The sequence below is a fragment of the Maricaulis maris genome (genome assembly GCF_049116555.1).
Taxonomy (GTDB): Bacteria; Pseudomonadota; Alphaproteobacteria; order Caulobacterales; family Maricaulaceae; genus Maricaulis; species Maricaulis maris_C.
The window spans coordinates 966,507-991,053 of record NZ_JAGDYT010000001.1; the positions used below are offsets into that span (position 1 = coordinate 966,507).

Consider the following 24,547-nt stretch of genomic DNA (forward strand, 5'->3'; position numbering starts at 1 on the left):
TCTGGGCCCGGTTACGCGGCGCGGATCTGATTGAGGAATCCGGCGAGCGCGTCCTTGAGACGTTCGGCGTCCGAGGAGACGCCCTGGGCGGCTGTCAGCACTTCGCCGGCACCGGCATCGGTGTCGCGCACATGCGTCGTCAGGGCCGAGATGCTCTCGGTGACCTGTGCGGTACCTGTCGCCGCCTGGGACACACTGCCGGCGATCTCCCGGGCGGCTGCGTCCTGTTGCTCGATCGCTGACGCAATCGCGGTCGTGCTCTGCGAAACACGGTCGATTGTGGTGGCCATGGAGCCGATCGCTGTGATCGCGTGGTCGCCGCTCTTCTGGATCGACTCGATCTGGTCAGCGATCTCCAGTGTCGCCTTGGCGGTCTGATCGGCCAGCGCCTTCACTTCCGACGCGACAACTGCGAAGCCCTTGCCGGCATCGCCGGCGCGGGACGCCTCGATCGTGGCATTGAGCGCCAGAAGATTGGTCTGCTCGGCAATGGACTGAATCAAGGTGATAACATCACCAATCTTCACCACCGCCTCGCCGAGGCCTGACACGGTGGTCCGGGTTACGGCAGCTTCCTCGACGGCGTCATTCGTGAGCGTGCGGGACTCGGTGACCTGGCGATTGATCTCCTGGATGGAACTTGTCAGCTCTTCAGCTGCCGAAGCGACGGCCTGGGTATTGGCCGAGGTTTCGTCGGCGGCACTGGCAACAATTGAGGAGCGTTGGTCCGATTGCTGGGCCGCGTCACGCAGACGACCAGCGACCTGGATCATGGCCGCGGACGCCGACGACACGTCTTCGGCAATGGTTCCGACACTGGCATCGAACTCGTCTGCCATTTCGGTAAGGATGCGGCGTTTCTCTTCGGCCGCGCGCTCCTCGGCCACGGCCTGTTCAGCCTGCATGCGAGCAATCTCGATCTGGTTTCTCTGGAAGACGAGAATTGCGCTGGCCATCCGGCCGATCTCGCCTCCCTGGGACTGCGCCGGGACGCTGCCATCCGTCTTGCCATTCGCGAGTTCACCCATGGTGTTGGTGAGCGCCTTGATGGGAGCGGCGATAGAGCGGCCGACCCACCAACACAGCACGCCGGCGATGGCGGCTATGGTGATGATCAACGCCAAGGTGACCATGCGGATCCGGTTGCGCTCGGCCTCAAGCGCCACAATTGCGGCGCGGCCTTCCTGTTGCGCAATCTGGAGGATTTCGTCGAAATCAGGAGACATGTTGGCGAAAATGGCGGACAGCTGCCCGACCGTCTCATTCATCGCGAGCTGACCTTCGGCCCAGGCACGGAAGTCCCGGTCATAGGCCGCCATCAGGGTGCGAATGGCAGCGAGGTCTTCGGCCGGGTAGTCGCGTTGGGCGAGGCGTTCGGCAAACTCGGTCTGGCGGGCTCCAAAGGAGTCGATGTAACGCGGCGTACCACGCAGCATGAAGTCCTTCTCATGCCGGCGCATCATCAGCATGATGACGGTCAGCTCTGCGTCATTGAAATCGGCCAGGCGGCTCTCGACATCGCGTACGGATGAACGCAACGCCCCCTGCAGTCCTTCTTCATGCGTCAGGCCAAGAGCCGTTTGCGCGGCCACCACGTCCGCAAAGACCTGGCGGTGTTGCGGAAGATTGGCTTCAAGGCGACCGAGGGCGTCATCGATCGCGGCGGGCGTATTCAGCCGGCGCAGCCTTGAGAGGCGGTCAGCCACGAGATCGGCATCGGTTTGATAGAGATCGAGATAGCGAGCCTCGCTGCGGAGCAGGAAGTCTTTCTCGCGGCGGCGCATTTGCAACGCGCCGACTTCCATCTCGAGAGAGAGGCGTTCGATATCCGTATAGTTGTTCTGATGTTCCAATGCCTGCGTCGTCGCATTATCACTATACCAGAGCGTTGCCGCGAGGGAGATCAGCGTAAAGGCGACGAGCCCCCCCAAGATCCCGACCCGGGCAAGAATGGGGAGTGATTTCAGTCCTCGCATGTCATGTTCTCCTGCAGAGTGCGTTTTGGATGGCCACTCTGGGTTTCCAGCCGATATGAATTGAGTGCGGCTTACGCGTGCAGGCGGTGTCGTGACAGTTTTATGAAATCCCGCGATCTTAGGAGAGTATTAGGGATAGCGACGCGGTGAATCCCCGGCGATCTGACGGTGTCGCAATCCAATGGTGAGACTGGTCAGTCGGTTGTCCAAATCTTTGAAATTGGACGATGATTATAGTTTCTGGAAAGGCGGGTCTGTTTTCGAGTCGGAATGAGTGGACCGGGTTGCCAATTTCAAACCAGAGGCTTCAGGGCCAAGTGTCATTGGATATGCCAGAATGTCTCTGGAGAGACACGGATTTTTGCGGCCCAGAAGACGCTTCAGCGGCCCCAGAAATCGATCCGCGCCGGTGGTCGGGCGCGTTCAACCGGTTCGTCCGAGACGGTCCCGATATAGATGAAGCCCGCGATCCGTTCGCCCGAGCGCAGGTTCAGCGTGTCTTTTACCTGAGGGTCAAAGGCATACCACTCGGTCAGCCACTGCGCGCCGAACCCCAGGGCCGAGGCCGCAATCAGCATGTTCTGGCAGACAGCGCCGGATGACAGGATTTGTTCCCATTCCGGAACCTTGTGCTTTTCGAGCACGTTGGAGATCACGGCCACAACGAGTGGGGCCCGCGTCAGCCGATTGGCTTCGAATTTGACCTGGGACTCGCTTGCGTCGGGATTGGCGGCCGCGAAGACCTTGCCGAGGACCTGGCCGAAATCAGCGCGCGCCGAGCCTTCAAACACGATGAAGCGCCAGGGGGCCAGCTTGCCATGATCCGGGACGCGGGCAGCGATACCGAGAAGCTGGTCCAGTTGCGCCGGCGAGGGGCCGGGCTCAGCCATGGTAATGGCGGTCGCGGAACGACGCCGGGTCAGAAGTGCGATCGTCTCTGCACTTGCATGGCTCGGTGCCAGGCGTTCGCCGGGTGCTGGAAATGACGGAAGTGGGGTATCATTCATTATGAAGGGCAACCTGCTGACTGCTAGACTATCTTTGACCTGAATGGTCCGTGGTCGGTATACCTGTGTTCGGGGACTGCACTCATATCGAGTTGTTGGGGAAACGTAACAAGTATGAACGCTGAAATCGCCGTCGAAGATGACACACCGGCCGATCGCCGTCGCCGCAAGGTGCGCGAAGCCATAATTGATGCGGCCGAGGCGATATTCACCTCGGAGGGCGAAGAAGGTATTTCCATGCGCCGCCTCGCCGAGGCCATCGATTACTCGCCCGCGGCCATTTACAAGTATTTCGCCTCCAAGGACGACTTGTTCACATCCATCCGCGAGATGTTCTTCGAGCGGCTGCTCGCCCGGATCCACGCGGCGATGGATGAGGGCGGCGAGACCGCCATCCTTTGCGCGCGCTGCATGCGTGCCTATATCGAGACCGGCATGGAAGAGCCCAATCACTACATGATGGCGTTCTCGACGTCGGTGACGGCCAAGCCGCATCTTCATGATGAAAAGGAAGTCGCATTCGAGGCCGAGGAAAAACTGGTGCAAATGATTGCTGCCGGGCAGGCGGAGGGCGCTTTCCGGAGCGTCGATCCGAAAGTGGCCTCGAAAGCGGTGTGGGCCAGCCTGCATGGTCTGACCATGTTGATTGTGTGTCTGGACGACTTTCCCAACGGCATGCCGGGGTCGGAACATGTGTCCCTGGATGCTGTGATTGACCTGCAGATGGACATGATCATGCGAGGCCTGATCAAAAACGCATAATTTGTATGCATAAATTTGTAAACGCCGTTCACTTCTCAAACGGTATTTACTGTACTATATCCTCGTCACGCGACAGGACGAGGGTGTTCTCATGTCATTATACAAGCGGCGCATGGGCGCTGGCAGCGCAGTTGGACTGGCCGCTATCCTGGTCGCCCTGATGGTCTTCGGCGTCACGGCGCTGAGGGCTGAGGCCAATTTCACTGCGGCCGCGCCGGCGCCAATGAGCGTTTCCGTCCTGCGCGCGGACTATGACCCTGACGCCAGGATTGCCGAATTCTTCCCGGGTCTGATCACCGCTCGCCGTGAAAGTGCACTGGGCTTCGAGCGCGCGGGGCGTATTGATCGCATCAATGTGGATGTCGGCGACCGGGTGCAGGCCGGTGACCTTCTGGCCCGTCTCGATGTGCGTGCCGTGGAAGCCCAGATCGCCGCCGCGGACGCCCAGACAGCCGAGGCGGCTGCCCAGACTGCGCTGGCCAGCGAAACAGAAAGCCGCCAATCTCAGCTGCTCGAGCGCGGTCATATCTCCCAGCAACGTTTTGATGAGGTGCGAACCTCGACCCGGGCGGCGCTCGCCCGACAGAACGCTGCCGCTGCGGCGGCTGACGCGCTGCGTGTCCAGCTCGACCTCTCGGTCATCACGGCGCCTTTTGATGGTGTGGTGACCGCACGGCGGGCCGATGAAGGGGCGATCGCCTCGCCCGGCCAGCCCTTGCTTGAGCTGGTCGAACTCGATTCCCTGGAAGTCCGGGTCGGCCTGCCCCAGTCGGTCGCGGCCGGTTATGCGCGCGATGATATTGTCGCCTTTCAGGTCGACAGCCAGATCGCGCCGGTCGCCGCCCGTTTCCGCGCCTCGTCCAGCGTCGTGGATCGCCAGACCCGCACGGTCACAGCGGTCTTTGACCTGGAAGCCGGCCAGGCGGTCGCCGCTGGCCAGATCGTCCGCCTGGCGGTCGAAACGCCCATTATTGCCGAAGGATTCTGGGTTCCCACCGCGGCGCTGGCTGAAGGCCGCCGCGGCTTGTGGTCAATCTATGTCCTCACACCGGAAGACGATGCCTACACACTCCAGCCGCGCGTTGTTGAAACGGTGCGGATCGAGGCCGAGCGCGTCTTTGTGCGCGGAGCCGTCGATGATGGCGAGCTCCTGCTGGCCTCCGGCCTGCAACGCATCACACCCGGCCAGCGGGTGCTGCCTGCCGTACAGGAAAGCCGGGCGCAATGAGCACGCTCTTCTATCGTTATTCGCGACTGACCGCGCTCGCTGTCATCCTGCTGATCGCAGCCGGTTTCGGCGCCTTGCTCTCGCTCGGCCGCCAGGAAGACCCGTCGCTGACCGAGCGTTTCGGGCTGGTTGTGACGGCCTTCCCCGGGGCATCGGCTGAACGTGTCGAGGCGCTGGTCACCGAGCCGCTCGAGAACGCCATTCATGAATTGGCGGAGATCAATACGACCAGTTCGAATTCGCGCTCCGGCATTTCGGTCATCCAGCTGCAGATCCGGGAAGATCTCAATGCGACCCAGGTCAATCAGGCCTGGACGCAGATCCGCGAACAGGTCGAGAGCGTCCGGCCCAGTCTGCCGCCGGGCGTGATCGCCCCGGATGTTCGCCGCCAATATCTCGGCGCCGCGACCATGATTGTCTCGCTGAATTGGGGTGAGAGCGGCGAAGAGAACCTCGCCATCCTGTCTCGCCTGGCGACCGATCTGGAATCGCAATTGCGCAATATGAGCGGGACCGAGGAGACGGCCATTTTCGGTGAGGTCGAGGAGGAGATCCGAATCCTTGCCGATCCGGATACGCTCGCCGCTGTCGGCCTGACCATGGCTGACCTCGCGCGCCTCACTGCCAGTGCCGACGCCAAATCGCCCGCCGGCGAATTGCGCGCCGGTGGAACAGATCTCAATGTCGAGATTGCCGGCGAATTCGACGGGCTGGATCGCATCCGCGCGATCGCGCTGGGTGAGGGGCCGGATGGTGAGTTCATTCGCGTCGGCGATGTCGCCGAGGTCGAAAAAGGGGCGCGCACCCCGGCCGAGGCGATCGCGACGACCCATGGACGGCGCTCCGTCTTTGTTGCGGCCTATCTTCAGCCGGAGCTGCGGGTGGACACATGGTCGGCGTCTGCCGATGCCGTTGTCGCTGATTTTGCCGCTTCGGTGCCGGGTGTGCAGGTCGAAACGATTTTTCGCCAGGCCGACTATGTCGACACCCGCCTGAGCGGGCTGGCGCGGGATCTCGGCTATTCGGCGCTGATCGTCTTCGCCGTTCTGTTCTTGATGATGGGCTGGCGCGCCGCCCTGATCGTCGGTTCGGCCTTGCCGCTCACCGTGCTGGCAGTCCTTTTGCTGACGCGTATCTATGACGAGCCGCTGCACCAGATGTCGGTCACCGGACTGGTCGTTGCGCTCGGACTCCTGATCGATAACGCGATTGTCGTGGTCGACGAATACCGGCTGATGCGGGCCCGGGGATCTCAGCCCCTGGAGGCCCTCGACAAGGCCATCCGCCATCTTTTCGCGCCACTGCTTGCGTCGACACTGACGACGGTTTTCGCCTTCGCGCCGATCGCCCTGATGCCGGGCGCGGCTGGCGAGTTCATTTCCATGATCGGGATTTCCGTGATCTTCGCGGTGGTCTCCTCCTTCCTCCTTGCCATGACCGTGGTCGGGGCCTTCGCCGCCTGGTTTGATGATCCGGCCATTGCCGGTGGTCCCCGCCGTTTCTGGCGGCACGGGATCGGTGCAGGCCCGCTGGCCGGTCTCTACAGGGGTGTTCTCGATGCGGTGACACATCGCCCCTGGACCGGACTGGTCGGCGGTGTCCTTCTGCCGATTGCCGGTTTCCTGGCAGCGTCGACCCTGCCGATGCAATTCTTCCCGCCGACTGATCGGGACATGTTCCAGCTGTCGCTCGAATTGCCGTCCTCGACCTCGATCGCGGAAACCCGTCGCCAGACCGAACGGGCGAGCGCCTTGATCGAAACCTATGAGGGCGTCGAGCGGGTCTCCTGGGTGATCGGCGAGAGTGCCCCGCGCACTTATTACAACGTGGTCGGCAACCAGTCCGGTGTGTCGAGCTATGCTGCCGGCTTCGTCCACACAGTCTCGCCCGAAGCGACGGCGCGCATCCTGCCGGACCTGCAACGGCGTGTGATGTCGGAGTTTCCCGACGCGCGGCTTTTGACCCTGCCATTTGAGCAGGGGCCACCCATCCCTGCGCCGATCGAGCTGGTTCTCGTGGGGCCGGAGCTCTCCGAGCTCAACCGGCTGGGCAATGAGATACGCTCTGTTTTGGCGCAGACTCCCACTGTTACCCATACGCTGGCCCTGCTGGAAATGGGTGAGCCGGTGGCGCGCATCATGGCCGATGAGGCGGCCGCAGAACTCGCCGGAATTCGTCTTGATGACCTCGCCAACCGGTTGCGAGGCGAATTGGACGGCGTTGTGGGCGGAAGCGTGCTGGAAGGTGTCCAGGAATTGCCGGTTCGGGTCATTGCCCGTGACTCGCGGCGCTCCAGCCTGTCAGCCGTTTCCGCCTCTCCGCTCGCCACGCAAGGGAGCGATATCCTGTCCTCCCCGATGGCGGCGCTCGGCGATGTCGTTCTGGCCCCGCAAGTCGCGCGCATCCCCCATGAAGACGGGCGCCGGGTGAACACGATCTATGGCTATCTCGATCCCTACACCTTGCCCGCCCCGGCACTTGAACACTTCTTCTCGGCCCTCGATGAGGCCGATATCGTCCTGCCTCCGGGGTATGAATTGCAGGTGGCGGGTGAGGCCGCCGAGCGCGGCAGTGCGATGGCGGGACTGTTCGGGACGGCGCTGCCACTTCTGGTCCTGATGATTGGCTCCGTCGTGCTCGCCTTCAATTCCTTCCGTTTCGCCGGCCTGATCTTCGTTGTCGCCTTTCTCTCGGTCGGTCTCGCCATGTTCGGGGTCTGGGCATTCGGCACGCCGCTGGGATTCAATGCGATCGTCGGCGCGATGGGATTGATGGGTTTGTCGATCAATGGTGCCATTGTTGTGCTGTCGGCCCTTCGCGCCAATCCGGCCGCGATTGCGCTTGAGGCCGGCGCCGTCCAGGCAACCGTGATGGACGCGACCCGGCATATCGTTTCCACGACGCTGACCACCATAGGCGGCTTCATTCCGCTGATCCTGTCCGGCGACAGTTTCTGGCTGCCCTTTGCCGCGGCAATGGTGGGGGGTGTGGCCGGATCCGCGCTCCTGGCCCTGGTGTTCGCACCGGCGGCTTTCACGCTGATGACGCGCCTTTCGCTCAAGAAGCAGCGACTGTTGGCGGCGATCCATCGCGATCAGGAGCGGGCGGCCGGGAACGCGGCGGACTTGCCCGGTCTGCCCGAACACGCCTAGCCCTTGTGAGGAGTTGGACAGTGATGACGGTGCACCATGACGCGTTCACGCGGGCCCTGGCTGGTACGAGACAGTCGCGAAATTTATCGTAATCCCTGGATCAGCCTGACCGAGCATGCGGTCACGCAGCCCGATGGCGAGCCGGGCGTCTATGGTGTTGTCGGCTTCGCCAATCTTGCGCTCGCCATCCTGCCCCTGTTTGACGATGGCCGCCTGATCCTGGTCGGTCAGCACCGGTTTCCGCAGGATCGCTATAGTTGGGAAATCCCGGAGGGCGGTGGGCCAATCGGGACCGACCCGCAGGAGGGCGCGGCCCGCGAGCTGCGCGAGGAGACCGGCTATACAGCCCGGAGCTGGCAGGAAATCCTGCGGATGGACTTGTCCAACTCGGTCACGGATGAAGCGGCAATCGGATATATCGCGACCGGACTGACCGCGGGTGAGGCCGAGCCGGACGGGACGGAAGAACTGGTCACGCGGGACATACACTTTCTTGATGCCCTCGATGAGGTGAGTTCGGGCAAGATAAGTGATGCCTTGACGGTAGCGATGCTGCTGCGGGCATACTACATGGCTCGGGAAGGCGCGCTGGACAGGGACCTGGCCGTTGCCATGCTGGACAAGGGTGCGAGGAGATCGTGATGCCACTCAGCCAAGTTGAGACCCCCATCGAGGCCCGAAAGGGTGTGGATTCCATCTGGGCGCGGTTGCGTGTTGAAGCGGCCTCGGCGGCGGCAGAGGAGCCTATCCTCGCCAGCTTCCTGAACGCAGCGATCCTGCGTCATGCCAAATTCGCGGACGCGCTGGGCTATCGCATTGCCGCCAAGCTGGCCGATGCCCAGCTTGATGCGATGCTGGCACGGGATGTCGCCGAAGAGGCCCTGGCTGGCGATCCGGACATCGTCCAGCAAGCTGCTGCCGACATGATCGCCATTGATGAGCGTGACCCGGCCTGCCTGAGCCTTTTGCAGCCCTTCCTCTATTTCAAGGGCTATCATGCCCTGCAGGCGCATCGCGTCGCCCACTGGCTGTGGAAGGAAGGGCGCCAGACCCTGGCCTTCCATCTGCAGAGCCGCGTCGGTGAACGGTTCGGCCTCGACATCCATCCGGCGGCCCGGATCGGACGCGGCGTGATGATCGATCATGCGACCTCGGTCGTGATCGGGGAAACCGCCGTGATCGGCGATGATTGTTCGATCCTGCATGAAGTCACGCTGGGCGGAACCGGTGCTGCCCATGAGGATCGCCATCCGAAAATCGGCAAGGGCGTCCTGATCGGCGCTGGCGCGCGCGTCCTTGGCAATATCGTCGTCGGTGACGGCGCCCGCATCGCGGCTGGCTCTGTTGTCCTGGAGGCTGTCCCACCGGGCTGCACCGTGGCAGGTGTTCCGGCCAAGATTGTCGGCAGCTGCTGCGATGAGCCTGCCAAGAGCATGGACCAGAGCTTGCCGCAGGGGTCCGGCTGATGCGGCGACGCGCCTTTTGAGTGCAGGCGCGTGGGCAGCATGATACTGGACGCGCACCCCCGTCATGGGGTTAGTAGGCGCCAACTTCGAATCCCCGACCGGAGAATGATCCCGTGAACAAGAACATGACCATGCTGGAAGCGGCGAAGCTTCAGCTTTTCCTGCAGACCAAGCTCAACCCGGAGATGGTCGTGCAGTGCCGCAACCGTCCGGACGAGTGCGCCGAAATCCATATTGGGGATGAGTGCCTCGGTGTCGTCTCCAAGATTATCGATGAGGGCGAGACGTCCTACTCCTTCGAGATCACCATCCTGGACATCGACCTGGAAGAGCAGTGAGCTCAGATACGTCTCTCGTTCTCGATATCCGCGCGGTCCGCAAGACCTATCATGGCGGTGTCGAGGCTGTACGAGGCGTATCGCTTGAACTCGAGGCCGGCCGGCTGCTCGTCCTCGCCGGTGCCTCGGGCTGCGGCAAGACCACATTGTTGAAATTGATCAACCGCCTGGAGGAGCCTTCAGGCGGTTCGATTTTATTCGGGGGCGAGGATATTCTCGCTCTGGACGGTGTTGCGCTACGGCGCCGCATTGGCTGGGTCATGCAGGGAGACGGGCTCTTCCCGCACATGAGCGTGCGCCGGAATGTCGGGCTGATCCCGCGTCTCGCCGGCCAGGACCCGGCCCGGGTCGAATTGCGTGTGCGTGAAATGCTCGAACTGGTCCGGCTCGACCCGGCTGAATACGGAGATCGCATGCCGGCTGAACTCTCCGGCGGTCAGCGCCAGCGGGTCGGCTTTGCCCGCGCCCTGGCCGGGAGCCCCGAACTGGTCCTGATGGACGAACCATTCAGCGCCCTCGATCCGATTACCCGCGACGCCCTGCAGCAGGACTTCAAGGCGCTTCAGGCGGAGCTCGGCTTTGCCGCCGTCATGGTCACCCACGATATGGCCGAGGCGCTTATCATGGCGCAGGACGTGGCTGTGATGCGTGCCGGACAAATCGTTCAGACGGGCAGTCCGAAAGCGCTGATGAGCGATCCGGCCGATGACTATGTGGCCGGCCTGCTCGATACCCCGCGTCGGCAAATGCGCGCGATTGCGGAGTTGGCGGGATGAACGCCAATCTTGTCGAACGCTTTGCGGAACTCCCGCACCTGCTGTCAGGTCATGTCCTGTTGTCGATGAGTGCCATCCTCGTTGGCCTCGCGATCAGCCTGCCGCTTGGCATTCATGCGGCCGGTCGGCCGCGACTGGCCGGCCTCGTGCTGAATGCGGCCAGTATTGTCCAGACCATTCCCGGCCTGGCCTTGCTGGCCCTGATGGTTCCCTTGCTGGGCGGAACCATCGGTTATGCGCCGGCCTTTCTTGCCCTGATGCTCTATTCCATCCTGCCCATATTGCGGAACACGATTGTCGGATTGCAGGGTGTTGACCCGGTGGTTCGCGAGGCGGCGCGCGGGATCGGCATGACGCCGGGCGAGCGCCTCTGGCAGGTCGAGCTCCCCCTGGCCTTGCCAGTCATTGTTGCAGGCTTGCGGACTGCTGTGGTCTGGGTGGTCGGCGCCGCGACGCTCGCGACCCCGGTCGGCGCCTCCAGCCTCGGCAATTACATCTTCGCTGGCCTGCAGACGCGGAACTGGCTGTCGGTTCTGTTCGGCTGTCTCTTCGCGGCCGGCCTGGCGATCATTCTCGACCAGATGATCCGTCTGCTCGAAGTTGCGGCCCGGGCGCGCCGGCGCGGTCTCGCCGCGGGCGTCGGTGTGTCGCTGGCCATCTTGATCACGGCTTCGGTTGCACCGCGCTATATCGCTTTCGAGCCGGCCGGCCGGAACAGCGCGGTCATCGCGGGCGGCGTTGCGGACCTGGCCGACGAAACCATCGTGGTCGGTGCCAAGGCCTTCACCGAGCAATACATTCTCGGCGCCTTGCTGGAGAGCCGGATGGAGGCGGCGGGGGCTCGCATTGACCGGCGCGACAATCTGGGCTCGACCATCGCCTTCGATGCGCTGCGTACCGGAGAAATCGATGTCTATATCGACTATTCCGGCACGATCTGGGCAACGGTCATGAATCGTCCCGAGCCGATTCACCGGCACGCCATGCTCGCGGAAATGACCGGCTGGCTATGGGCCGAGCATGGCATTCTCGCGCTCGGCGGACTTGGCTTCGAAAACGCCTATGGCTTTGCCATGTCGCGCGAGCAAGCCGCGGCGCTGGGGGTCACAAGCCTGGCCGATCTCGGGCCGCTCGCCGCGCAGATGACCGTTGGCGGCGACGCGGAAGTCTTCTCGCGGCCGGAATGGGTGATGACCCGCGATCTTTACGGGCTGGGTGCCATGCAGACCCGCGCGATGGATGCTGCCTTCATGTATGGGGCGGTCCGGGACGGCCAGGTAGACATGATCTCGGCCTATACGACCGACGGTCGGATCGCGGCCTTTGACCTGATTGTGCTGGATGATCCCGCGGCGGTGCTGCCGCCTTATGATGCGGTCATTCTGCTGTCACCGGACGCGGCCGCCAATCCGGCGCTCGTGGCAATCCTGGCCGAACTGGTGGGCGCGATCGATGATGACCTGATGCGCGAGGCCAACCGCCAAGTCGACCTGGACCGACAGACTCCGGACCAGGCGGCGCAATGGCTGACCGAAACACTCGAAGCCGGCGGAGCAGACCGATGAGTGGATATGCCGGGGGCGGTCGCCTTCAGGACGGCGAGTGGCTGATGCGGGCCTGCCTCTATCTCAATCGCGAGCTGCCCCATGGCGCCGAACCCTATACCGAGATGACCCATCTCAATCGGGTCTGGGCTACCCAGTCGGCCGAGTTTGAGCGTCTGCTCGAGCTTGTCGATCCGGAGGGCGATATCGATCCGCGCATCATTCCGGTCCTGGCCTTTTTCGACCCGTCGGAGAACTGGCCGCTGGACATCATCCTCGCGGCGATTGCCGCCCTGGGCGTCTGGCTCTTCCTGCCGGACTGGTACGGGATCGCGGAATATGTCGCCTACCTGGCAATCGGGTGTTTCGTTGCGGTGCAGTATCTGCGGGCGCGGCGACTTCGTCAGCGTGCGCGGGCCGAGATCATCCGCCTCGGTCTGGATCCGGATACGCGCCACCCGCTGACCCTGCGTATTCTCGTCCGCTATCGCAAACGGCCCGTGACGATCCATTGAGCCGATCGCAGACAAAAGGCGCGGAGCCAGCCAGCTCCGCGCCTCTTTTCATGTGGATTGTTGCGCTTTTCTATATTCGGCCCGTTGGGCTCAGAGCACCGTCAGCATGGTCGCGACGAGAGGGTGGCGGACGATATCTTCGGCCGCGAGACGGCAGACCGCGATATCATCGAGATCCTCCATCTTGTCGGCAATCTGACCGAGACCGGACATTTCCGGCAGGAGGTCGGATTGGGCCGGGTCGCCCGTGACAACCATGGTCGAGTTCCAGCCCAGTCGCGTCAGCAGCATTTTGAGCTGACCGTAGGTGCAGTTCTGGGCCTCGTCGACCACGACGAAGGCGTTGTTGAGCGTGCGGCCGCGCATATAACCGATCGGCGCGATCTCGATCAGGCCTTCGGCCATCATGGCTTTGAGTTTTTTGGGGCTGAGACGGTCGGCAAGGGCGTCGTAGAGCGGACGCAGATAGGGCGCCAGCTTCTCTTCCATGGCGCCGGGCAGGAAACCGATCGACTCCCCGGCCTCGACCGCGGGGCGGGAAAGGACAATACGGCTGACCGATCCAGCCTCCAGGGCTTCGACACCCTTGGCGACGGCGAGGAAGGTCTTGCCGGTTCCGGCGGGCCCCAGGGCCAGCACCAGATTGTGATCATCGACCGCCTTCATCAGCTTCGCCTGCCCGTCAGAGCGTGGTTTCACATTCTTGATGAAGCGTTGATCACGCATTGGCTCCCGGGTGTCCGGTGACCAGTTGGTGCCGGGAAAGAGGGCCCGGACTTTTGTCTCTTCGGATTGGTAGTGTGCCGTATTGAATTCGGCACGCTGGCGACGCTTGACGTTACGCTTACCCATGGCTGGAACCTCCACACATGAAAAACCCCTCGGCCGGAAGGCGAGGGGCGAAGACACTTTGCAACGAAAACGATTCGAAGGACTCGAAGGGCAGGGATCCGGATGAACCGGATGATCCTGGCGGGCTTGGTCGCAGACTGCTCATACCGTCTACCCGGGGCCTCCCTTGGAGTTGCCGATGCGATGCAGGACCGGATGGGCAGGTCTCGAATCGCCGTTACAGTGTCAGTCTAACCCGGTGAAGAAGTTCTGAACGAGCCTGTCGCGAAGATTTCACGCAAATAAATTTGGGAGACGCTGATGGCGATCTATGCATTGGGCGATTCGACGCCAACCCTGCCTGGCGCAGACGAGTATTGGGTGGCCGAGAGTGCCGAAGTCATGGGCCGCGTCATTCTCGAAGCCGGAGCCAGTGTCTGGTACGGCGCCATCATTCGCGGCGATAATGACCCGATCACGATCGGTGAGAATTCCAATGTCCAGGACGGAGCCGTTTTGCACACGGATGAGGGAGTTCCCCTGACCGTCGGCAAGGGGGTGACCATCGGACACCAGGCCATGTTGCATGGCTGTACGGTCGGCGATGGCTGCCTGATCGGGATTGGCTCGACGATTCTCAATGGCGCGAAAATCGGGAAGAATTGCATTATCGGCGCTCATGCGCTGATCACAGAGGGCAAGGAAATTCCCGACAATTCGCTCGTTGTCGGGTCACCCGGGCGGGTGCTCAAGACACTCGGCGAGGATACGGCGGAAGTGCTGCGCTGGTCAGCCGATCACTACGTTGCCAATTGGAAGAAGCACAAGGCAGGTCTGCGCCGGATCGACTGAACCGGCTGTCGCCTGCGGCTCCGGCAATTGAGCCCCGGCACGACACCGCCCATCTTCCGGCAGGAAAATGGGCGGTCAGTCAGCGTGCAAGCTGTCGGCGGGGCGACCTAGTGGGCGCGGCTCCACAATTCGCGGATATTCTGGTCGGCTTCGCGACCCAGATTGAACCAGGCGGCGCGGTCATGGGAGGCATCGATGACCAGCAGCTTGTCCTCGCGTGCCAGAATGTGACTGAGCTCATTGCGCAAGACTGCCGATGTGGTCGGGCCGCGCAGCAACCAGGTATTGCCGGTGATGGCTTCCAGATCGCCATAGGCTTTCAGCGCATTGCGGAATTCGGTGCCATTCTCGGACTGGATCTCCGCGATCACCACGAAATTGGCCGGCCGTGCACCCGGTGTGACCCGCTTTTCGGGTTCGGGTGATGTCTTTGATTCCCCAAGCCATTCGCGGAAATCATCGATGTCCGTGGCTTGCTGCCACAGGCCATCGCGCTCCGGACAGACCTGAGAATGCGCGGCAATCCGCCCTTCACCGACGAAGGCGCGCATTTGTTGAGGGGTATAGGGGCCGTAAACACGACCCTCGACTTTTACAAACCAGGACATTGCGATTCCGTCATCGCGAGGCATTTCAGATCTCTTTTGCACTTTGCTTCGTAGCGCCTAACACGAGGATACGGCAAGAATCGGGCCGCATTGGCGGAATTCCCCGGAAAGGCGGACAAATTATCGATCGGGGACTCGTTCAGGCTGCTTCATGGCCGCTCGCGTTGGCCTCAGGCGGATCGAACACGACCGCGAACCCGTTGTCCAGAATGCGAGCCACACGTCCTGACATCTCCCCGACACGCAGGGCTTCGCCAACCCGCGGTCGCTCGAGGCATTCAAAGGCCGCACCGGTCACCGAGACATCGACGACATTGGCCTGGATGACCACACCATCGGACAGCAGGATCTTGGCCCGGCCACGTCCCGGCTTGCGCGGGGCCGTGCGGTCCTCGTCCAGACCGAGGCGGTCCTTGTTGAAGCGCCAGGTGATCGCGTCGGCCAGCTTGTCGCGCTTGCGCAGCGGTGCGTTGAAGCGGATCGAGATTTCGTCACCGGCCTGGCGCACGATCTGACCTTCAATACGGCCGATCGATGTGACCATCAAAACCACACGCGTGCCGTCAAGCATCCGCATGCGGGACACAATACGGGCCCCGCCGGGTGAGATGTCGATCAGGCGACAGGCATGCTCGCCGCCGGCTTCAGACCAGAGGCGGCCATGCAATTGCAGGGGGACGCGCGCGTGTCGGCGGCGCTCCTGGGCGCCACGGGCAGCGATCTTGATTTTGCGTCGGTCAAGCCGGCCGGGTTCGTCATGCATGGCGATGAGCTCCTGCGAGCCCACACTCTTAGGTCAAAGGCGTTAAAAAGGTTTTGCGATCACTGATCGTTTGCGACCTTTTTTACACCTGAGCGATCATCCACGGCGAGACCCGGGAAGATATGCCCGGGCATGGCGGGCGGGTGGATCTCCCGCAGTGATGTCCGCACGACGGGACGGCCCTTGAAGGCGTCCGTCGTATCGAGCGGCTGGAACAGGCCCAGCGTGCGGTCGATCGTGCCGGAGGGGCCGCGCAATGGCAGGAATGAGATCTCGACCGGCAATTGATGCATGTCGAGCGAGTTGGCGCGGGCGATAACCGAAGCCGGTGCGCAGCCTGTAATCGACGCTTCCAGTACTGCCTGGACATGGGTGCGGTCATGGCCGCGCCACAGGGACAGGAAGTTCTGCTCTCGGAATTCGCGCTGATAGAGGTCGCACAGATGCGTGCCGGCGAGTCGGAAAATATGGTGTTGCGGATCGGCACGCCACAAGATGAAGACATAGCCGAGCAGGCCCGCAATGTCCTGCGGTTCGATATCGGCACGATGCGGGGCTGCGCCGCCCTGGCGTCGGGTCTGCCAATAGGCATGCAGGGCCTTTGATTGCGCGTGGCGCATGAACGTCTCCACTCTTCTCATCGCTTCGCGGCGTGACACACCGGTCATCGCCAAGGCCTGTCCCGCTTCAAGAACGGGGCCATACGCCTGAGGCGGGAGTGGGCGGATTGCGGCTTCTTCAGCGAGGCGAAACCGGCGTTCCGGCACGGGACGTCGAATTGGCCCTGCCTTTGCAAGGACGGGGGCAATACGTAAGGAGCACGACCATGCGCGTTTCAGCCCGGCACGCCTTTTTGATCCCAGCGAGCGCTGCGTTCGCCCTGTTTGCTGCCCCGGCTTCGGCCGGAGCTGGCGGTGGACCGGGTGATGGCTGCTGCACGCCGCCGCCTCCGCCGCCCTCCTGCTGCACGCATGGTGGCGGTCATACGGTCAATGTCCCGAACATCAATATCCATGGCGGCAATATCAATGTCGGCGTGAATGTCTCGACCCGGGTCAATGTGAACACCAATGTCAATGTCAACGCATCGGCCAATGCCAATGCGGGCGCGAACGCCGGTGCCGGCGCGGGGTCGGTTACCTATATCGGTGGCGGCTCCTACACGCCGATGACCACGGCTCCGGCTGCGACCGCGATCACCGGTCTCAATGTGGTCGGTGTCGAGGAAGAGTACGAGTACGAGTATTACGAGGAAGAGCGGACGCGTTGGGTCGAGGAATGGCGAGTCGTGCGGGCCGTTTGCGTTGATGACAATGGCACGCCGCATCCGGCTTCGCGTGTCGATGCCGAGGACCGGGTTGGCGCGACCTATGATGGCGAGCTGTTCCGCTGTGTCGCCGGTACCGCCATGCAGACAACGATCGGCTGGGTCATTGACGGTGTCTACAACTGGGACGAGGCCCCAACCATCATGTGCCGCAAGGGCGAGGCCCTGCGTCATACTGCAGGCGGCAATCTGCGCTGCGAAACCCAGATTCCGCGCCGCAATTGCAATGAGCGTTCGCTCCTGCGTGTGCACGGCCCCGGTGTGAAGCTCGTCTTCATGCGCCGCGAAGAGCGCTATACCGAGCGCGTCCGCCGCGAGGTCGAGCGCGAGAGCAGCCGCACGGTCTCCATGACCCTCATGCTGGATGGCGGTGTCGGCGGGTATCGCTGATCCGCATTCGAAGACAACATCATCCACTGACTGCCCCGACCTGATCCAGGTCGGGGCATTTTTTTGTCCCTCGGCAAGCACCGACGGCGCCGCGGTGTTGCCACCTGGTGATAGGAGGCGTGCGGGGGCCCGGCCGATGCCGGTCTGGCTGTGTGTCTTGCGTGGATGGGCAGATCGGGCACCTCGAACATGGAGATGTGGTCAGGGGCGTTGCCGATCCGGTCTCGAAACCGACGGGGTGACGCCGTTAAGCTTCGTGCGACGCCCTTTCATTTGCCCGCCTCAACCCGCTCGCTTCGCCCCCAATCGTCAAAGCGGAAAATCACGCTCCGGATCAATTCCGGCCGTTTCGAGATATTTCCGCATGGCGCGGACTTCGTCCTTCGGCAGGCTGTGATGGGCATGATGGAAGTTGGCGGTATGCCCGTTCAGCGTGACCGAGAATTTGGCACCGCTGCGTTCGTGCAGCTCGGCGCCGAGGTCTTTCAGCAGGCCTTCCAGATCGGCAGCGGCCAGATTGGCCGGCTCTGGATGGGCGAAGAGGGCATGTAGGGTCTTGCGATGTTTGTGATTCATATCGGTTTCCTCCGTGTTCCCTTCAGGCTACCCCCGTGAGCGCCGCGCCGAGATGTGACGAAAGCGCCCGCGTCGCTCTGCCTCAGGTCACGGTGGGGGAGAGGCCCTGCCGCACAGAAAAAAGCCCCGATCGCACAACACGCGACCGGGGCCAGGTTTTCCCAAGGCTATGGGATTTCTTCAGTTGCCCGACAGCGGGTTCACTGTTTGATAGGTGGCGGAATTGCCGATCGCTGTGGCCGTGCCGGACAGGACGCCGCCCGTATTCATGCGGCCGGTGACGATCGAGCTGACCGCGGCATTATTGGTCTGATTGGTGTTGCCCCAGGCTGTGACCGGGCATTCCGAACAGACATAGGTCGTGGCGGCATTGCCGAAGGCGGTCGCGGAGACCAGGGCCGAGCCGCCAGCATCGCCGTCCAGATTGGAGCGGGCGATCACAGCAGCATTATTGGTCTGGTCGAGGCCCATGAAGGCATCGGCGCCGATATTCGAAATGATGGCGGAATTGCCGACACCCTCGGCGGACACGCTCAGCACGTCGGCGTCGAAATTGCCGACCAGGATTTCCGACTCCGCCGTCACGGCCCCGTCATTGTCCTGCTCGCCCTGGATATGGGCATAGCCATACTCATTCTGCATCCAGACCGAATTGCCATTGGCCGAGGAGACAACCGTCTGGCTGATCGCCGTGCCGCCGGCATCGGTGCGGGCGCGGGCCGTGACCGCGCCGCGATTGTCCTGGTCGACATCGACGATCTGGGACGGGCTATTGTGATAGCCTTCCAGCTGGGCCGAATTGCCGTTGGCAGCACCGAGGACGGTGGCGGCATAGCCCAGCCCGGCATCCGGCGCGAGGACATAGCTGTCCGCTGTGACATCGGCGCCTGAATCCTGGCGCAAGGCCAGATTTGTGTCGCTGCCATAGGTGGTGCCCTGGAAGGCATTGGCCGAGGCTGTCGCCGAGGTGACTGAGGAGATCGCATAGCTGCCAACTTCCAGCCGCGCGGTCGCATTGACGGTCGAGCCGTCGAGCGCGGTCTGGCCGATCGCGGCATCCATGCCATCATCATTGATCACGCTGGCCGAATTGCCCATCGCCGACGCGGTGGTCACGGCAGCACCGTCGACAATCATGGCACGCGTTTCCGCGCGGGCGTCAACCGAACCGGAGAAGGTCTGGTCGGACTGGATGTCATGGCGCTCCACAACGTCGACGGTCAGTGCGTTCGCGGCACCGATGGCAGACTGGGACACGGCATCGGCCTGGTCCGTCTCACCGGTCGTCACGACCGTGATCGCGGCGTCCAGATTGACCTGGCCGTTGAGGATCTCAGTCGTATCGTCCGCGAAGATAGGTGCGCACGTGATCGTCGCGGCGCTCATGCCCGCGATCAACATTGCTGCGCGCTTGGACATTGGAGGTCTCCCGTTGACCGTAGGTGTGGGTGGCGCTGACGCCGCCAGTGATGTTGGAATGGCCGCCCGTCCTGCCACCGATCGGATCGGAATAGGTGCAGGCTGCGGCCGGGTCGACGCCATACATTTGCGCCGAGATTTCAAGGACGGCGCGTTCGATCACCGAACGCACGGCCAGCTGGACCGGCTCGAGTGAGCGGCCACCGCCGGAGATATCGATCACCGCATCATCCCAGAAGGCAAAGACGCCGGCTGAGATCTCGCGGCCGACGATCTGCTTCTGGTAGGAGATGACGTCGACCGTTTCCATCGTGCGCGTCTCGTTGAGGCGCAGATCGAGGCCGATATTCATCACCCACATGCGGCGGTTGAAGACGCCGGTCGGATCGCTGTCGATCCGGTCGCCACCCAGGACATCAATGCCCGAGGAGCGGATATTATAGTTGAGCTCGGTTATGCCGCCGACCAGGTGATAGTCGGAGCCCGGCAGCGAGGCGGCACGGATCTGACGCTGGGTGCCATTATCGCCGATCAGCGAATTGTTGGCATAGCGCAATTCCAGTTCCGACACCGAGGTGTCAAATCGCTCGACCAGGCGGACGCCGGCCTTGGCAAAGGCCGAGATTGCCATCAGCGAGGCGCCCTGGGTCACCGCGGCGCCCCCTTCCAGCGAAGCGCGGCCGGTATAGTCGGCCAGGCGCCCCACGGCGATGCGCGGCGACTGCAGGTCATTCTGTCGGGCATAATTGGCGAGGCAGACCAGCGCTTCCGAATAGGGGGTCGGATTGGCGGTCACCGGTGCGCCACCGATCGGGGTCGCATAATTACCGTCCGCACCCCCGGTGCGCGCCGTGGTCGCACACCCGGTCAGCGCCAGGGCGCTGGCGAGTGTCGCCATCAAAAGCTTAGTCTTGGTCATTGTCCGTACTCACATTGCCTTGGGCCTGTGCGCTGGCGTTGATGTCGCCATTATTGATTTGGTTGGAATTCACGATGACCGTGTTCCACTGGCCGCTCACATTGACATTGAGCTGATTGCCAATTGCGGAGGCGTTTGCGCCGACGCCGCCGCCAAACAGGCCGGTCTGGGTGGAAACCCCGACACCGGTCTGGATGATTCCGTCAATGATCACGCGATTGCCGGCGCTCGAGCGGGCTGCCGCTCCGGCGCTGGTGGTGGCGCCCGACCAGGGCTGGCTCGCCTGGGCCGATGTACCGCCATAGGGCTGCTCCCAGCCGGCCGTCGTCTGAACCTGCTGAGCCTGGGCCGCTGCCGAGAGGGCGGCGAGGGCAAAAGCGGCACCGATCACGGTGGGGAAGCTGCGCGTTTTCATTGTCTCATGTCCTCTTAGACGCGATTTCTGGGTGTGGAGTTGCAACGCGCGTGCCAGAAAGTGTGCCGTCCTAAGTACGTTCCCCTGCAGGGGGAATCGTGTCGCCCTTGATCGGGCAATGCCTGAATGGGCCAGTCGGAAACGGGAGTTGAGACGATGAGTGTGCCGGAGCGGGACGAGTTTGACGGTCCGTGGTCACGCACGCCACCGCCGCGACCACCGGTCTTCAACGCCATGCCGCCGGCGGTCTTGCTGATTGCGCTCAGCATTGTCAGCGTGTCCCTGCTTGGCCAGGTCTGGCCTGGCTTCCAGCGCTGGGTCTTCAATGCGGGGGTTTTCTTTGCCGCCGAGTCGGGCGCCGTTCTTCCGCGTCAGCCGCTGGGGCCGGTCGCGCCTTTCTTCCTTCACGTTTACATCCATTTCGGCCTGTTCCACATCGCCATGAATTTGGCCATTCTGGTGGCCACGGGGCGAGCGGTTGGCGAGCGCCTGGGCTATGGATTGCGCGGCTCAGCGGGCTTTCTGCTTCTCTTCTTCACCTGCGCGGTGACCGGCGCGGTGTTGGAGGCGATCTTCCATCAAGGCCCCCCGACGACGATGGGCGGGGCATCGACCGCCGTCTCCGGCCTTATCGCGGCTGCCGGCTGGGTGCGAGGTGGCTGGCGCGGGATGGCCCGCCTGGCCTTGCCCTGGATTGCGATCAATATTGTGATCGGTCTGGTTGGCGACCTGATGCCGATCCCGATTGCCTGGCTGGGCCATATCGGTGGCACGCTTGGCGGGATCGTGCTGACCCCGCTGGTGATCGCTGTCTTTGCCGAGGATCGTGCCTGATTACCAGATCCGGTCGATCTGACGCTCACCATCGATTTCGAACCCCTTGATCATCAGCCGTCCGGACCGGGTCAGCGACAGGATGACCCGCACGCGGTCCTCATCCGGGCCGCCGCCGCGCAACATGTCCTGCAGGGCGAGGGCGTCCGTGCGGTCGGCATAATAGCGCTCGATATTGAAACGGACGTGCAGGAAGCCGCTCTCAAAGTCGACCCGCCCTTCGGCCACCAGACCTGTCCCGGGGTGGGCGCTGTGGATGGCGACCGGCCGGGCCAGCCCGTCCTCCCCGATTTGGAGAGTCACGAAGACAGGCTGATCCCGCTCGAACTCGTCATCGCCGGCGAGCGTTTCAGGATCCAGCATGCTCAGCGGTGTGCGGATCTGGGCGTAATGGCCGAGGAAGATGTCGCGCGGATCATAGCCTTCCACCGTCATGACCAGTTCCGTCCCATGGCTGCGGGCGTTGGCATGGCTGGCCAGCATGAAAATCAGGAAGCCGGACATCAAAGCCGCGACCAGGCCGAGCCGGCGGATCGGGTTTTTCGGGGTGGGGGCGTGCACACTCATGACGCCACCTCCTCATTGTCCGGCTGCACCGGTCGGTGTTTGCGAATCTGCCAGATCACGAAGCTTGCTCCGAACAGGACCAAACCGCCCACGAAGAAGAAAAGGGCGGTGTCGAGCAGGCCTTCGAAGGTCTCGGCGTAGACATAAAGGGTTTGCAGAACGAATCCGGTGACACCGTAGACCCGCAACAGACCGCGCCCATGCCGGTCACCGATCAGGATGAGGGCGGTAAAGGCGGCATAGAGGAGGGCGCCGATGGCCATGCGCAAAAGGATGGGGGCCGGGGACAGGTCGGCGAGGATCATTGGCAGGGCCGCGATCGACAGTCCGGCAGCGATCAGAATGCCACCTTCCCACCGGGTCAGCTGCCCACGCATGATGCGCCAGCCGGTCAGGGCAAGGATGACGGCCAGGGCGGGAAGAGCGAGGGCGAGATAGGCCGCAATGGCCGGCGCCTCGCTGCCGAGGCGTCCGCCATCCAGCGGGAATTGGATCAGGAAGGCAGCGATCAGGGTGATCCCCGTCATCCAGCCGGCCACGACGCCACTGCCCGGAATGGCGCGGTCACGGAGGAAGGAGGCTGTCAGAGCCAGTGCCCCAAAGGTCAGGATGGCGATCGCCTGCACAGCAGGGTCGCTCATCGGGTGGGCCCGCGCCCACAAGTAAAGTGCGTGCACGATCCAGAGGGCCACGGCGATCGTGGTCAGATGCATGGACACGTTCGAGCGCAGCCGGATTGCCATCAACGCACCGGCGGTCGCGACGGGCCAATAGCCCCAGATCGAACCGGTGACATAGGGGTTGGCCGCTTCCAGTCCGGCCCAGAGCGCACCCAGCCCGGTGGCGAGGATCAGGACCGGTCGCGATCTGGTCAGCCAGGCGGTGAGGCCGCCGGCGCCGGCCCAGATCAGGACCGCGGTATTGCGAAAGGAGGTCATGTTGAAGGTTTGCGCCGTCAGCATGATCGCAGCCCCGAACAGGACCACGCCCAGCAGGCTCAGGGCATGGCCCAGCGTGGGGTGTCCGCTCCGGAAAGCCTGGGCGCCGCCAAGCAGGCTCACCCAGAGGCCGGCCAGCAGCAGGACGAAGCGCGCGAGACGGGGAATCGCATCCCAATTGGCGCCGACAAAGGTCAGCGCCGACAAGCCAAGCAGGGCGGCGCCGAGAATCGTCATGATGCCCAGGGTCGAGGGGTGTGACGGGCCGGGCCCGATATCGGCCAATATGCTGTCGCGATGGGCGGCATCAATCCATCCGGCACGGATCCAGCGGTCGATATCTCGGCCCAGGCGCTGGCGGTATTGCATCGGCGATCCTCCGCAAACCCGGTCCGACGGCCCGGCCGGGCGTGGCCAGCAGAGTGGCGGAGGGGCGGAAGCGTGTCCACGAAAGCCTCATTCACATCCAGCCGGGACCGGTCGGGCCCCGTCGGGGACGGCCCTATCGATGGCAGCCCGCGCCCTCGGCTGGGGCTTTCCCCGGGATTGTGGCACGTGCAATTGCAGGCGGTTCGGCGGGTGGTCATGCGTGTCGAGGCCATATTGAATGCCAAGGGTCGTGACGTGATCACGATCCGAGACATGGCGACCCTGAAAGAGGCCTCGCGCCTGCTTGACGCTCATGGCATTGGCGCCCTCCTGGTTGAGGATGGGCAGGGGCGACCGATCGCGGTCCTGTCCGAGTGCGGCATCGTGCGGGCAATGGCCCTGAATGGCGCGGCGTGCCTGCACCGACCAGCGGCCCATGCGCTGACCACCCCTTTTGTCGCCGCCTGCGCGGATGCCGGCCTCGCTGATCTCATGGTGCTGATGACCGAGCGGCGGGTTCGCCATATCCCGATCATGGACGGCAATGCGCTTCGCGGCCTCACCTCCATCAGGGATCTGGTCAAAGCCAGACTCGCGGATAGAGAAGCCGAGGCCGAGGCGCTGCAGGCCCATATCCGCTCCTTAGCCCGGGGCTGCCACCTGCCAAACAGCGATCTGCACACGGTATGACCCTTGTGTGACTAGGTATTCCGGACAGGTCCTGCCTTGCTGTGCAGAAATCTCGGAAGAGGGGGGTTGCGTCCTGCGTGGCGTCCTGTAGAACCCCGCTCACACCGGCGCTGCCGCAGCGGTTTTCACTTGCGGTCCAGCGTCGTTTGCTTATTATGCGAGGTCTTGTCGTTTTTCTAAGTCAGGTCGGCGCGTCCAATACGGCGCTCCGGGCAGTGAAATTTTCGCCGGTTTTCAAGCCACTGAAGATCAACTGCACGACCCTGAAAAACGCGATTGACTTCA

Annotated in this window: 25 protein-coding genes; 13 read left to right on the forward strand and 12 right to left on the reverse strand. The window is 63.1% G+C overall.

Annotated features, from left to right (window positions below; genetic code table 11):
- Positions 1-11: 11 nt before the first annotated feature.
- Positions 12-1,976 (reverse strand): methyl-accepting chemotaxis protein, encoded by a 1,965-nt coding sequence (locus JXQ94_RS04670; protein WP_421922636.1) that lies wholly within the window; start codon positions 1,974-1,976, stop codon positions 12-14.
- A 380-nt stretch (positions 1,977-2,356) separates the two neighbouring features.
- Positions 2,357-2,866, reverse strand: coding sequence for a nitroreductase family protein (locus JXQ94_RS04675; RefSeq protein ID WP_421922637.1), 510 nt, complete (start codon positions 2,864-2,866; stop codon positions 2,357-2,359).
- A 231-nt stretch (positions 2,867-3,097) separates the two neighbouring features.
- On the opposite strand from JXQ94_RS04675, the gene JXQ94_RS04680 reads away from it, so the two are divergent.
- The 9 genes from JXQ94_RS04680 to JXQ94_RS04720 all read left to right on the forward strand — a co-directional run bounded on the left by JXQ94_RS04680 (position 3,098) and on the right by JXQ94_RS04720 (position 12,764).
- A complete protein-coding gene (locus JXQ94_RS04680; RefSeq protein WP_421922638.1) occupies positions 3,098-3,745 on the forward strand; it encodes a TetR family transcriptional regulator in 648 nt (215 codons plus the stop codon).
- Positions 3,746-3,836: 91 nt separating this feature from the next.
- Entirely contained in the window at positions 3,837-4,973 is a 1,137-nt protein-coding gene (locus tag JXQ94_RS04685; protein ID WP_421922639.1) for an efflux RND transporter periplasmic adaptor subunit, read from the forward strand.
- A complete protein-coding gene (locus tag JXQ94_RS04690; protein WP_421922640.1) occupies positions 4,970-8,125 on the forward strand; it encodes an efflux RND transporter permease subunit in 3,156 nt (1,051 codons plus the stop codon). Before JXQ94_RS04685 ends, JXQ94_RS04690 begins: the two co-directional genes overlap by 4 nt.
- A gap of 36 nt (positions 8,126-8,161) precedes the next feature.
- Positions 8,162-8,767, forward strand: a complete 606-nt coding sequence (locus tag JXQ94_RS04695; RefSeq protein ID WP_421922641.1) for an NUDIX domain-containing protein — start codon at positions 8,162-8,164, stop codon at positions 8,765-8,767.
- Positions 8,767-9,591: a serine O-acetyltransferase gene (gene cysE, locus JXQ94_RS04700; RefSeq protein WP_421922642.1), complete on the forward strand. Its 825-nt coding sequence runs from the start codon at positions 8,767-8,769 to the stop codon at positions 9,589-9,591. Before JXQ94_RS04695 ends, cysE begins: the two co-directional genes overlap by 1 nt.
- 113 nt (positions 9,592-9,704) lie before the next feature.
- A complete protein-coding gene (locus JXQ94_RS04705; RefSeq protein WP_295694631.1) occupies positions 9,705-9,929 on the forward strand; it encodes a DUF3126 family protein in 225 nt (74 codons plus the stop codon).
- Entirely contained in the window at positions 9,926-10,705 is a 780-nt protein-coding gene (locus JXQ94_RS04710; protein ID WP_421922643.1) for an ATP-binding cassette domain-containing protein, read from the forward strand. The genes JXQ94_RS04705 and JXQ94_RS04710 overlap by 4 nt, the downstream gene beginning before the upstream one ends.
- Complete coding sequence (locus JXQ94_RS04715; protein WP_421922644.1) at positions 10,702-12,270, forward strand: ABC transporter permease/substrate-binding protein; 1,569 nt, start codon at positions 10,702-10,704, stop codon at positions 12,268-12,270. The genes JXQ94_RS04710 and JXQ94_RS04715 overlap by 4 nt, the downstream gene beginning before the upstream one ends.
- Positions 12,267-12,764, forward strand: coding sequence for a hypothetical protein (locus tag JXQ94_RS04720; RefSeq protein ID WP_421922646.1), 498 nt, complete (start codon positions 12,267-12,269; stop codon positions 12,762-12,764). The genes JXQ94_RS04715 and JXQ94_RS04720 overlap by 4 nt, the downstream gene beginning before the upstream one ends.
- A gap of 90 nt (positions 12,765-12,854) precedes the next feature.
- On the opposite strand, the gene JXQ94_RS04725 is transcribed toward JXQ94_RS04720, so the two are convergent.
- On the reverse strand, positions 12,855-13,616 hold the full coding sequence (locus JXQ94_RS04725; protein WP_295694637.1) for a PhoH family protein: 762 nt from the start codon (positions 13,614-13,616) through the stop codon (positions 12,855-12,857).
- 300 nt (positions 13,617-13,916) lie between these two features.
- On the opposite strand from JXQ94_RS04725, the gene JXQ94_RS04730 reads away from it, so the two are divergent.
- A complete protein-coding gene (locus JXQ94_RS04730; RefSeq protein ID WP_421922647.1) occupies positions 13,917-14,447 on the forward strand; it encodes a gamma carbonic anhydrase family protein in 531 nt (176 codons plus the stop codon).
- Positions 14,448-14,554: 107 nt separating this feature from the next.
- Here JXQ94_RS04730 and JXQ94_RS04735 read toward each other — a convergent pair whose 3' ends face one another.
- From JXQ94_RS04735 to JXQ94_RS04745, 3 genes are all read right to left on the reverse strand, one after another.
- Positions 14,555-15,097 carry a DUF4339 domain-containing protein gene (locus JXQ94_RS04735; RefSeq protein ID WP_421922648.1) on the reverse strand — a complete coding sequence of 181 codons (543 nt, stop codon included), beginning with the start codon at positions 15,095-15,097 and terminating at the stop codon, positions 14,555-14,557.
- Between the two features lie 97 nt (positions 15,098-15,194).
- Positions 15,195-15,818 carry a PilZ domain-containing protein gene (locus tag JXQ94_RS04740; protein ID WP_421922650.1) on the reverse strand — a complete coding sequence of 208 codons (624 nt, stop codon included), beginning with the start codon at positions 15,816-15,818 and terminating at the stop codon, positions 15,195-15,197.
- Between the two features lie 59 nt (positions 15,819-15,877).
- Positions 15,878-16,438: a PAS domain-containing protein gene (locus JXQ94_RS04745; RefSeq protein ID WP_421922651.1), complete on the reverse strand. Its 561-nt coding sequence runs from the start codon at positions 16,436-16,438 to the stop codon at positions 15,878-15,880.
- Positions 16,439-16,644: 206 nt separating this feature from the next.
- Here JXQ94_RS04745 and JXQ94_RS04750 point away from each other — a divergent pair, with 206 nt between their 5' ends.
- Complete coding sequence (locus JXQ94_RS04750) at positions 16,645-17,535, forward strand: hypothetical protein (protein ID WP_421922652.1); 891 nt, start codon at positions 16,645-16,647, stop codon at positions 17,533-17,535.
- A gap of 309 nt (positions 17,536-17,844) precedes the next feature.
- Here JXQ94_RS04750 and JXQ94_RS04755 read toward each other — a convergent pair whose 3' ends face one another.
- The 4 genes from JXQ94_RS04755 to hfaA all read right to left on the reverse strand — a co-directional run bounded on the left by JXQ94_RS04755 (position 17,845) and on the right by hfaA (position 20,864).
- Positions 17,845-18,111, reverse strand: coding sequence for a hypothetical protein (locus JXQ94_RS04755; protein WP_421922653.1), 267 nt, complete (start codon positions 18,109-18,111; stop codon positions 17,845-17,847).
- 180 nt (positions 18,112-18,291) lie between these two features.
- On the reverse strand, positions 18,292-19,530 hold the full coding sequence (gene hfaD, locus JXQ94_RS04760; RefSeq protein ID WP_421922654.1) for a holdfast anchor protein HfaD: 1,239 nt from the start codon (positions 19,528-19,530) through the stop codon (positions 18,292-18,294).
- Entirely contained in the window at positions 19,445-20,449 is a 1,005-nt protein-coding gene (gene hfaB / locus JXQ94_RS04765; RefSeq protein ID WP_421922655.1) for a holdfast anchoring protein HfaB, read from the reverse strand. Before hfaB ends, hfaD begins: the two co-directional genes overlap by 86 nt.
- Positions 20,436-20,864, reverse strand: coding sequence for a holdfast anchoring protein HfaA (hfaA, locus tag JXQ94_RS04770; RefSeq protein ID WP_421922656.1), 429 nt, complete (start codon positions 20,862-20,864; stop codon positions 20,436-20,438). Before hfaA ends, hfaB begins: the two co-directional genes overlap by 14 nt.
- A 156-nt stretch (positions 20,865-21,020) precedes the next feature.
- On the opposite strand from hfaA, the gene JXQ94_RS04775 reads away from it, so the two are divergent.
- Positions 21,021-21,698: a rhomboid family intramembrane serine protease gene (locus tag JXQ94_RS04775; RefSeq protein WP_421922657.1), complete on the forward strand. Its 678-nt coding sequence runs from the start codon at positions 21,021-21,023 to the stop codon at positions 21,696-21,698.
- Here the strand turns inward: JXQ94_RS04775 and JXQ94_RS04780 are convergent, their stop codons facing one another.
- Positions 21,699-22,265: a GDYXXLXY domain-containing protein gene (locus JXQ94_RS04780; RefSeq protein WP_421922658.1), complete on the reverse strand. Its 567-nt coding sequence runs from the start codon at positions 22,263-22,265 to the stop codon at positions 21,699-21,701.
- Positions 22,262-23,572, reverse strand: a complete 1,311-nt coding sequence (locus tag JXQ94_RS04785) for a DUF2157 domain-containing protein (RefSeq protein ID WP_421922659.1) — start codon at positions 23,570-23,572, stop codon at positions 22,262-22,264. The genes JXQ94_RS04780 and JXQ94_RS04785 overlap by 4 nt, the downstream gene beginning before the upstream one ends.
- Positions 23,573-23,758: 186 nt before the next feature.
- Here JXQ94_RS04785 and JXQ94_RS04790 point away from each other — a divergent pair, with 186 nt between their 5' ends.
- Positions 23,759-24,262, forward strand: coding sequence for a CBS domain-containing protein (locus tag JXQ94_RS04790; protein ID WP_421922660.1), 504 nt, complete (start codon positions 23,759-23,761; stop codon positions 24,260-24,262).
- The last annotated feature ends 285 nt before the right edge of the window (positions 24,263-24,547 follow it).

What these genes read in the sequence shown, in the direction of transcription:
- JXQ94_RS04775 (WP_421922657.1), top strand. Translation starts at nt 21,021, where the DNA reads ATGAGTGTGCCGGAGCGGGACGAGTTTGACGGTCCGTGGTCACGCACG.
- JXQ94_RS04785 (WP_421922659.1), bottom strand. Translation starts at nt 23,572, where the DNA reads ATGCAATACCGCCAGCGCCTGGGCCGAGATATCGACCGCTGGATCCGT.
- JXQ94_RS04745 (WP_421922651.1), bottom strand. Translation starts at nt 16,438, where the DNA reads ATGCGCCACGCGCAATCAAAGGCCCTGCATGCCTATTGGCAGACCCGA.
- JXQ94_RS04680 (WP_421922638.1), top strand. Translation starts at nt 3,098, where the DNA reads ATGAACGCTGAAATCGCCGTCGAAGATGACACACCGGCCGATCGCCGT.
- JXQ94_RS04750 (WP_421922652.1), top strand. Translation starts at nt 16,645, where the DNA reads ATGCGCGTTTCAGCCCGGCACGCCTTTTTGATCCCAGCGAGCGCTGCG.
- JXQ94_RS04740 (WP_421922650.1), bottom strand. Translation starts at nt 15,818, where the DNA reads ATGCATGACGAACCCGGCCGGCTTGACCGACGCAAAATCAAGATCGCT.
- JXQ94_RS04670 (WP_421922636.1), bottom strand. Translation starts at nt 1,976, where the DNA reads ATGCGAGGACTGAAATCACTCCCCATTCTTGCCCGGGTCGGGATCTTG.
- JXQ94_RS04725 (WP_295694637.1), bottom strand. Translation starts at nt 13,616, where the DNA reads ATGGGTAAGCGTAACGTCAAGCGTCGCCAGCGTGCCGAATTCAATACG.
- JXQ94_RS04755 (WP_421922653.1), bottom strand. Translation starts at nt 18,111, where the DNA reads ATGAATCACAAACATCGCAAGACCCTACATGCCCTCTTCGCCCATCCA.
- JXQ94_RS04730 (WP_421922647.1), top strand. Translation starts at nt 13,917, where the DNA reads ATGGCGATCTATGCATTGGGCGATTCGACGCCAACCCTGCCTGGCGCA.
- hfaB (WP_421922655.1), bottom strand. Translation starts at nt 20,449, where the DNA reads ATGACCAAGACTAAGCTTTTGATGGCGACACTCGCCAGCGCCCTGGCG.
- JXQ94_RS04780 (WP_421922658.1), bottom strand. Translation starts at nt 22,265, where the DNA reads ATGAGTGTGCACGCCCCCACCCCGAAAAACCCGATCCGCCGGCTCGGC.
- cysE (WP_421922642.1), top strand. Translation starts at nt 8,767, where the DNA reads ATGCCACTCAGCCAAGTTGAGACCCCCATCGAGGCCCGAAAGGGTGTG.
- JXQ94_RS04720 (WP_421922646.1), top strand. Translation starts at nt 12,267, where the DNA reads ATGAGTGGATATGCCGGGGGCGGTCGCCTTCAGGACGGCGAGTGGCTG.
- JXQ94_RS04715 (WP_421922644.1), top strand. Translation starts at nt 10,702, where the DNA reads ATGAACGCCAATCTTGTCGAACGCTTTGCGGAACTCCCGCACCTGCTG.
- JXQ94_RS04675 (WP_421922637.1), bottom strand. Translation starts at nt 2,866, where the DNA reads ATGGCTGAGCCCGGCCCCTCGCCGGCGCAACTGGACCAGCTTCTCGGT.
- JXQ94_RS04685 (WP_421922639.1), top strand. Translation starts at nt 3,837, where the DNA reads ATGTCATTATACAAGCGGCGCATGGGCGCTGGCAGCGCAGTTGGACTG.
- hfaA (WP_421922656.1), bottom strand. Translation starts at nt 20,864, where the DNA reads ATGAAAACGCGCAGCTTCCCCACCGTGATCGGTGCCGCTTTTGCCCTC.
- JXQ94_RS04695 (WP_421922641.1), top strand. Translation starts at nt 8,162, where the DNA reads ATGACGCGTTCACGCGGGCCCTGGCTGGTACGAGACAGTCGCGAAATT.
- JXQ94_RS04690 (WP_421922640.1), top strand. Translation starts at nt 4,970, where the DNA reads ATGAGCACGCTCTTCTATCGTTATTCGCGACTGACCGCGCTCGCTGTC.
- hfaD (WP_421922654.1), bottom strand. Translation starts at nt 19,530, where the DNA reads ATGTCCAAGCGCGCAGCAATGTTGATCGCGGGCATGAGCGCCGCGACG.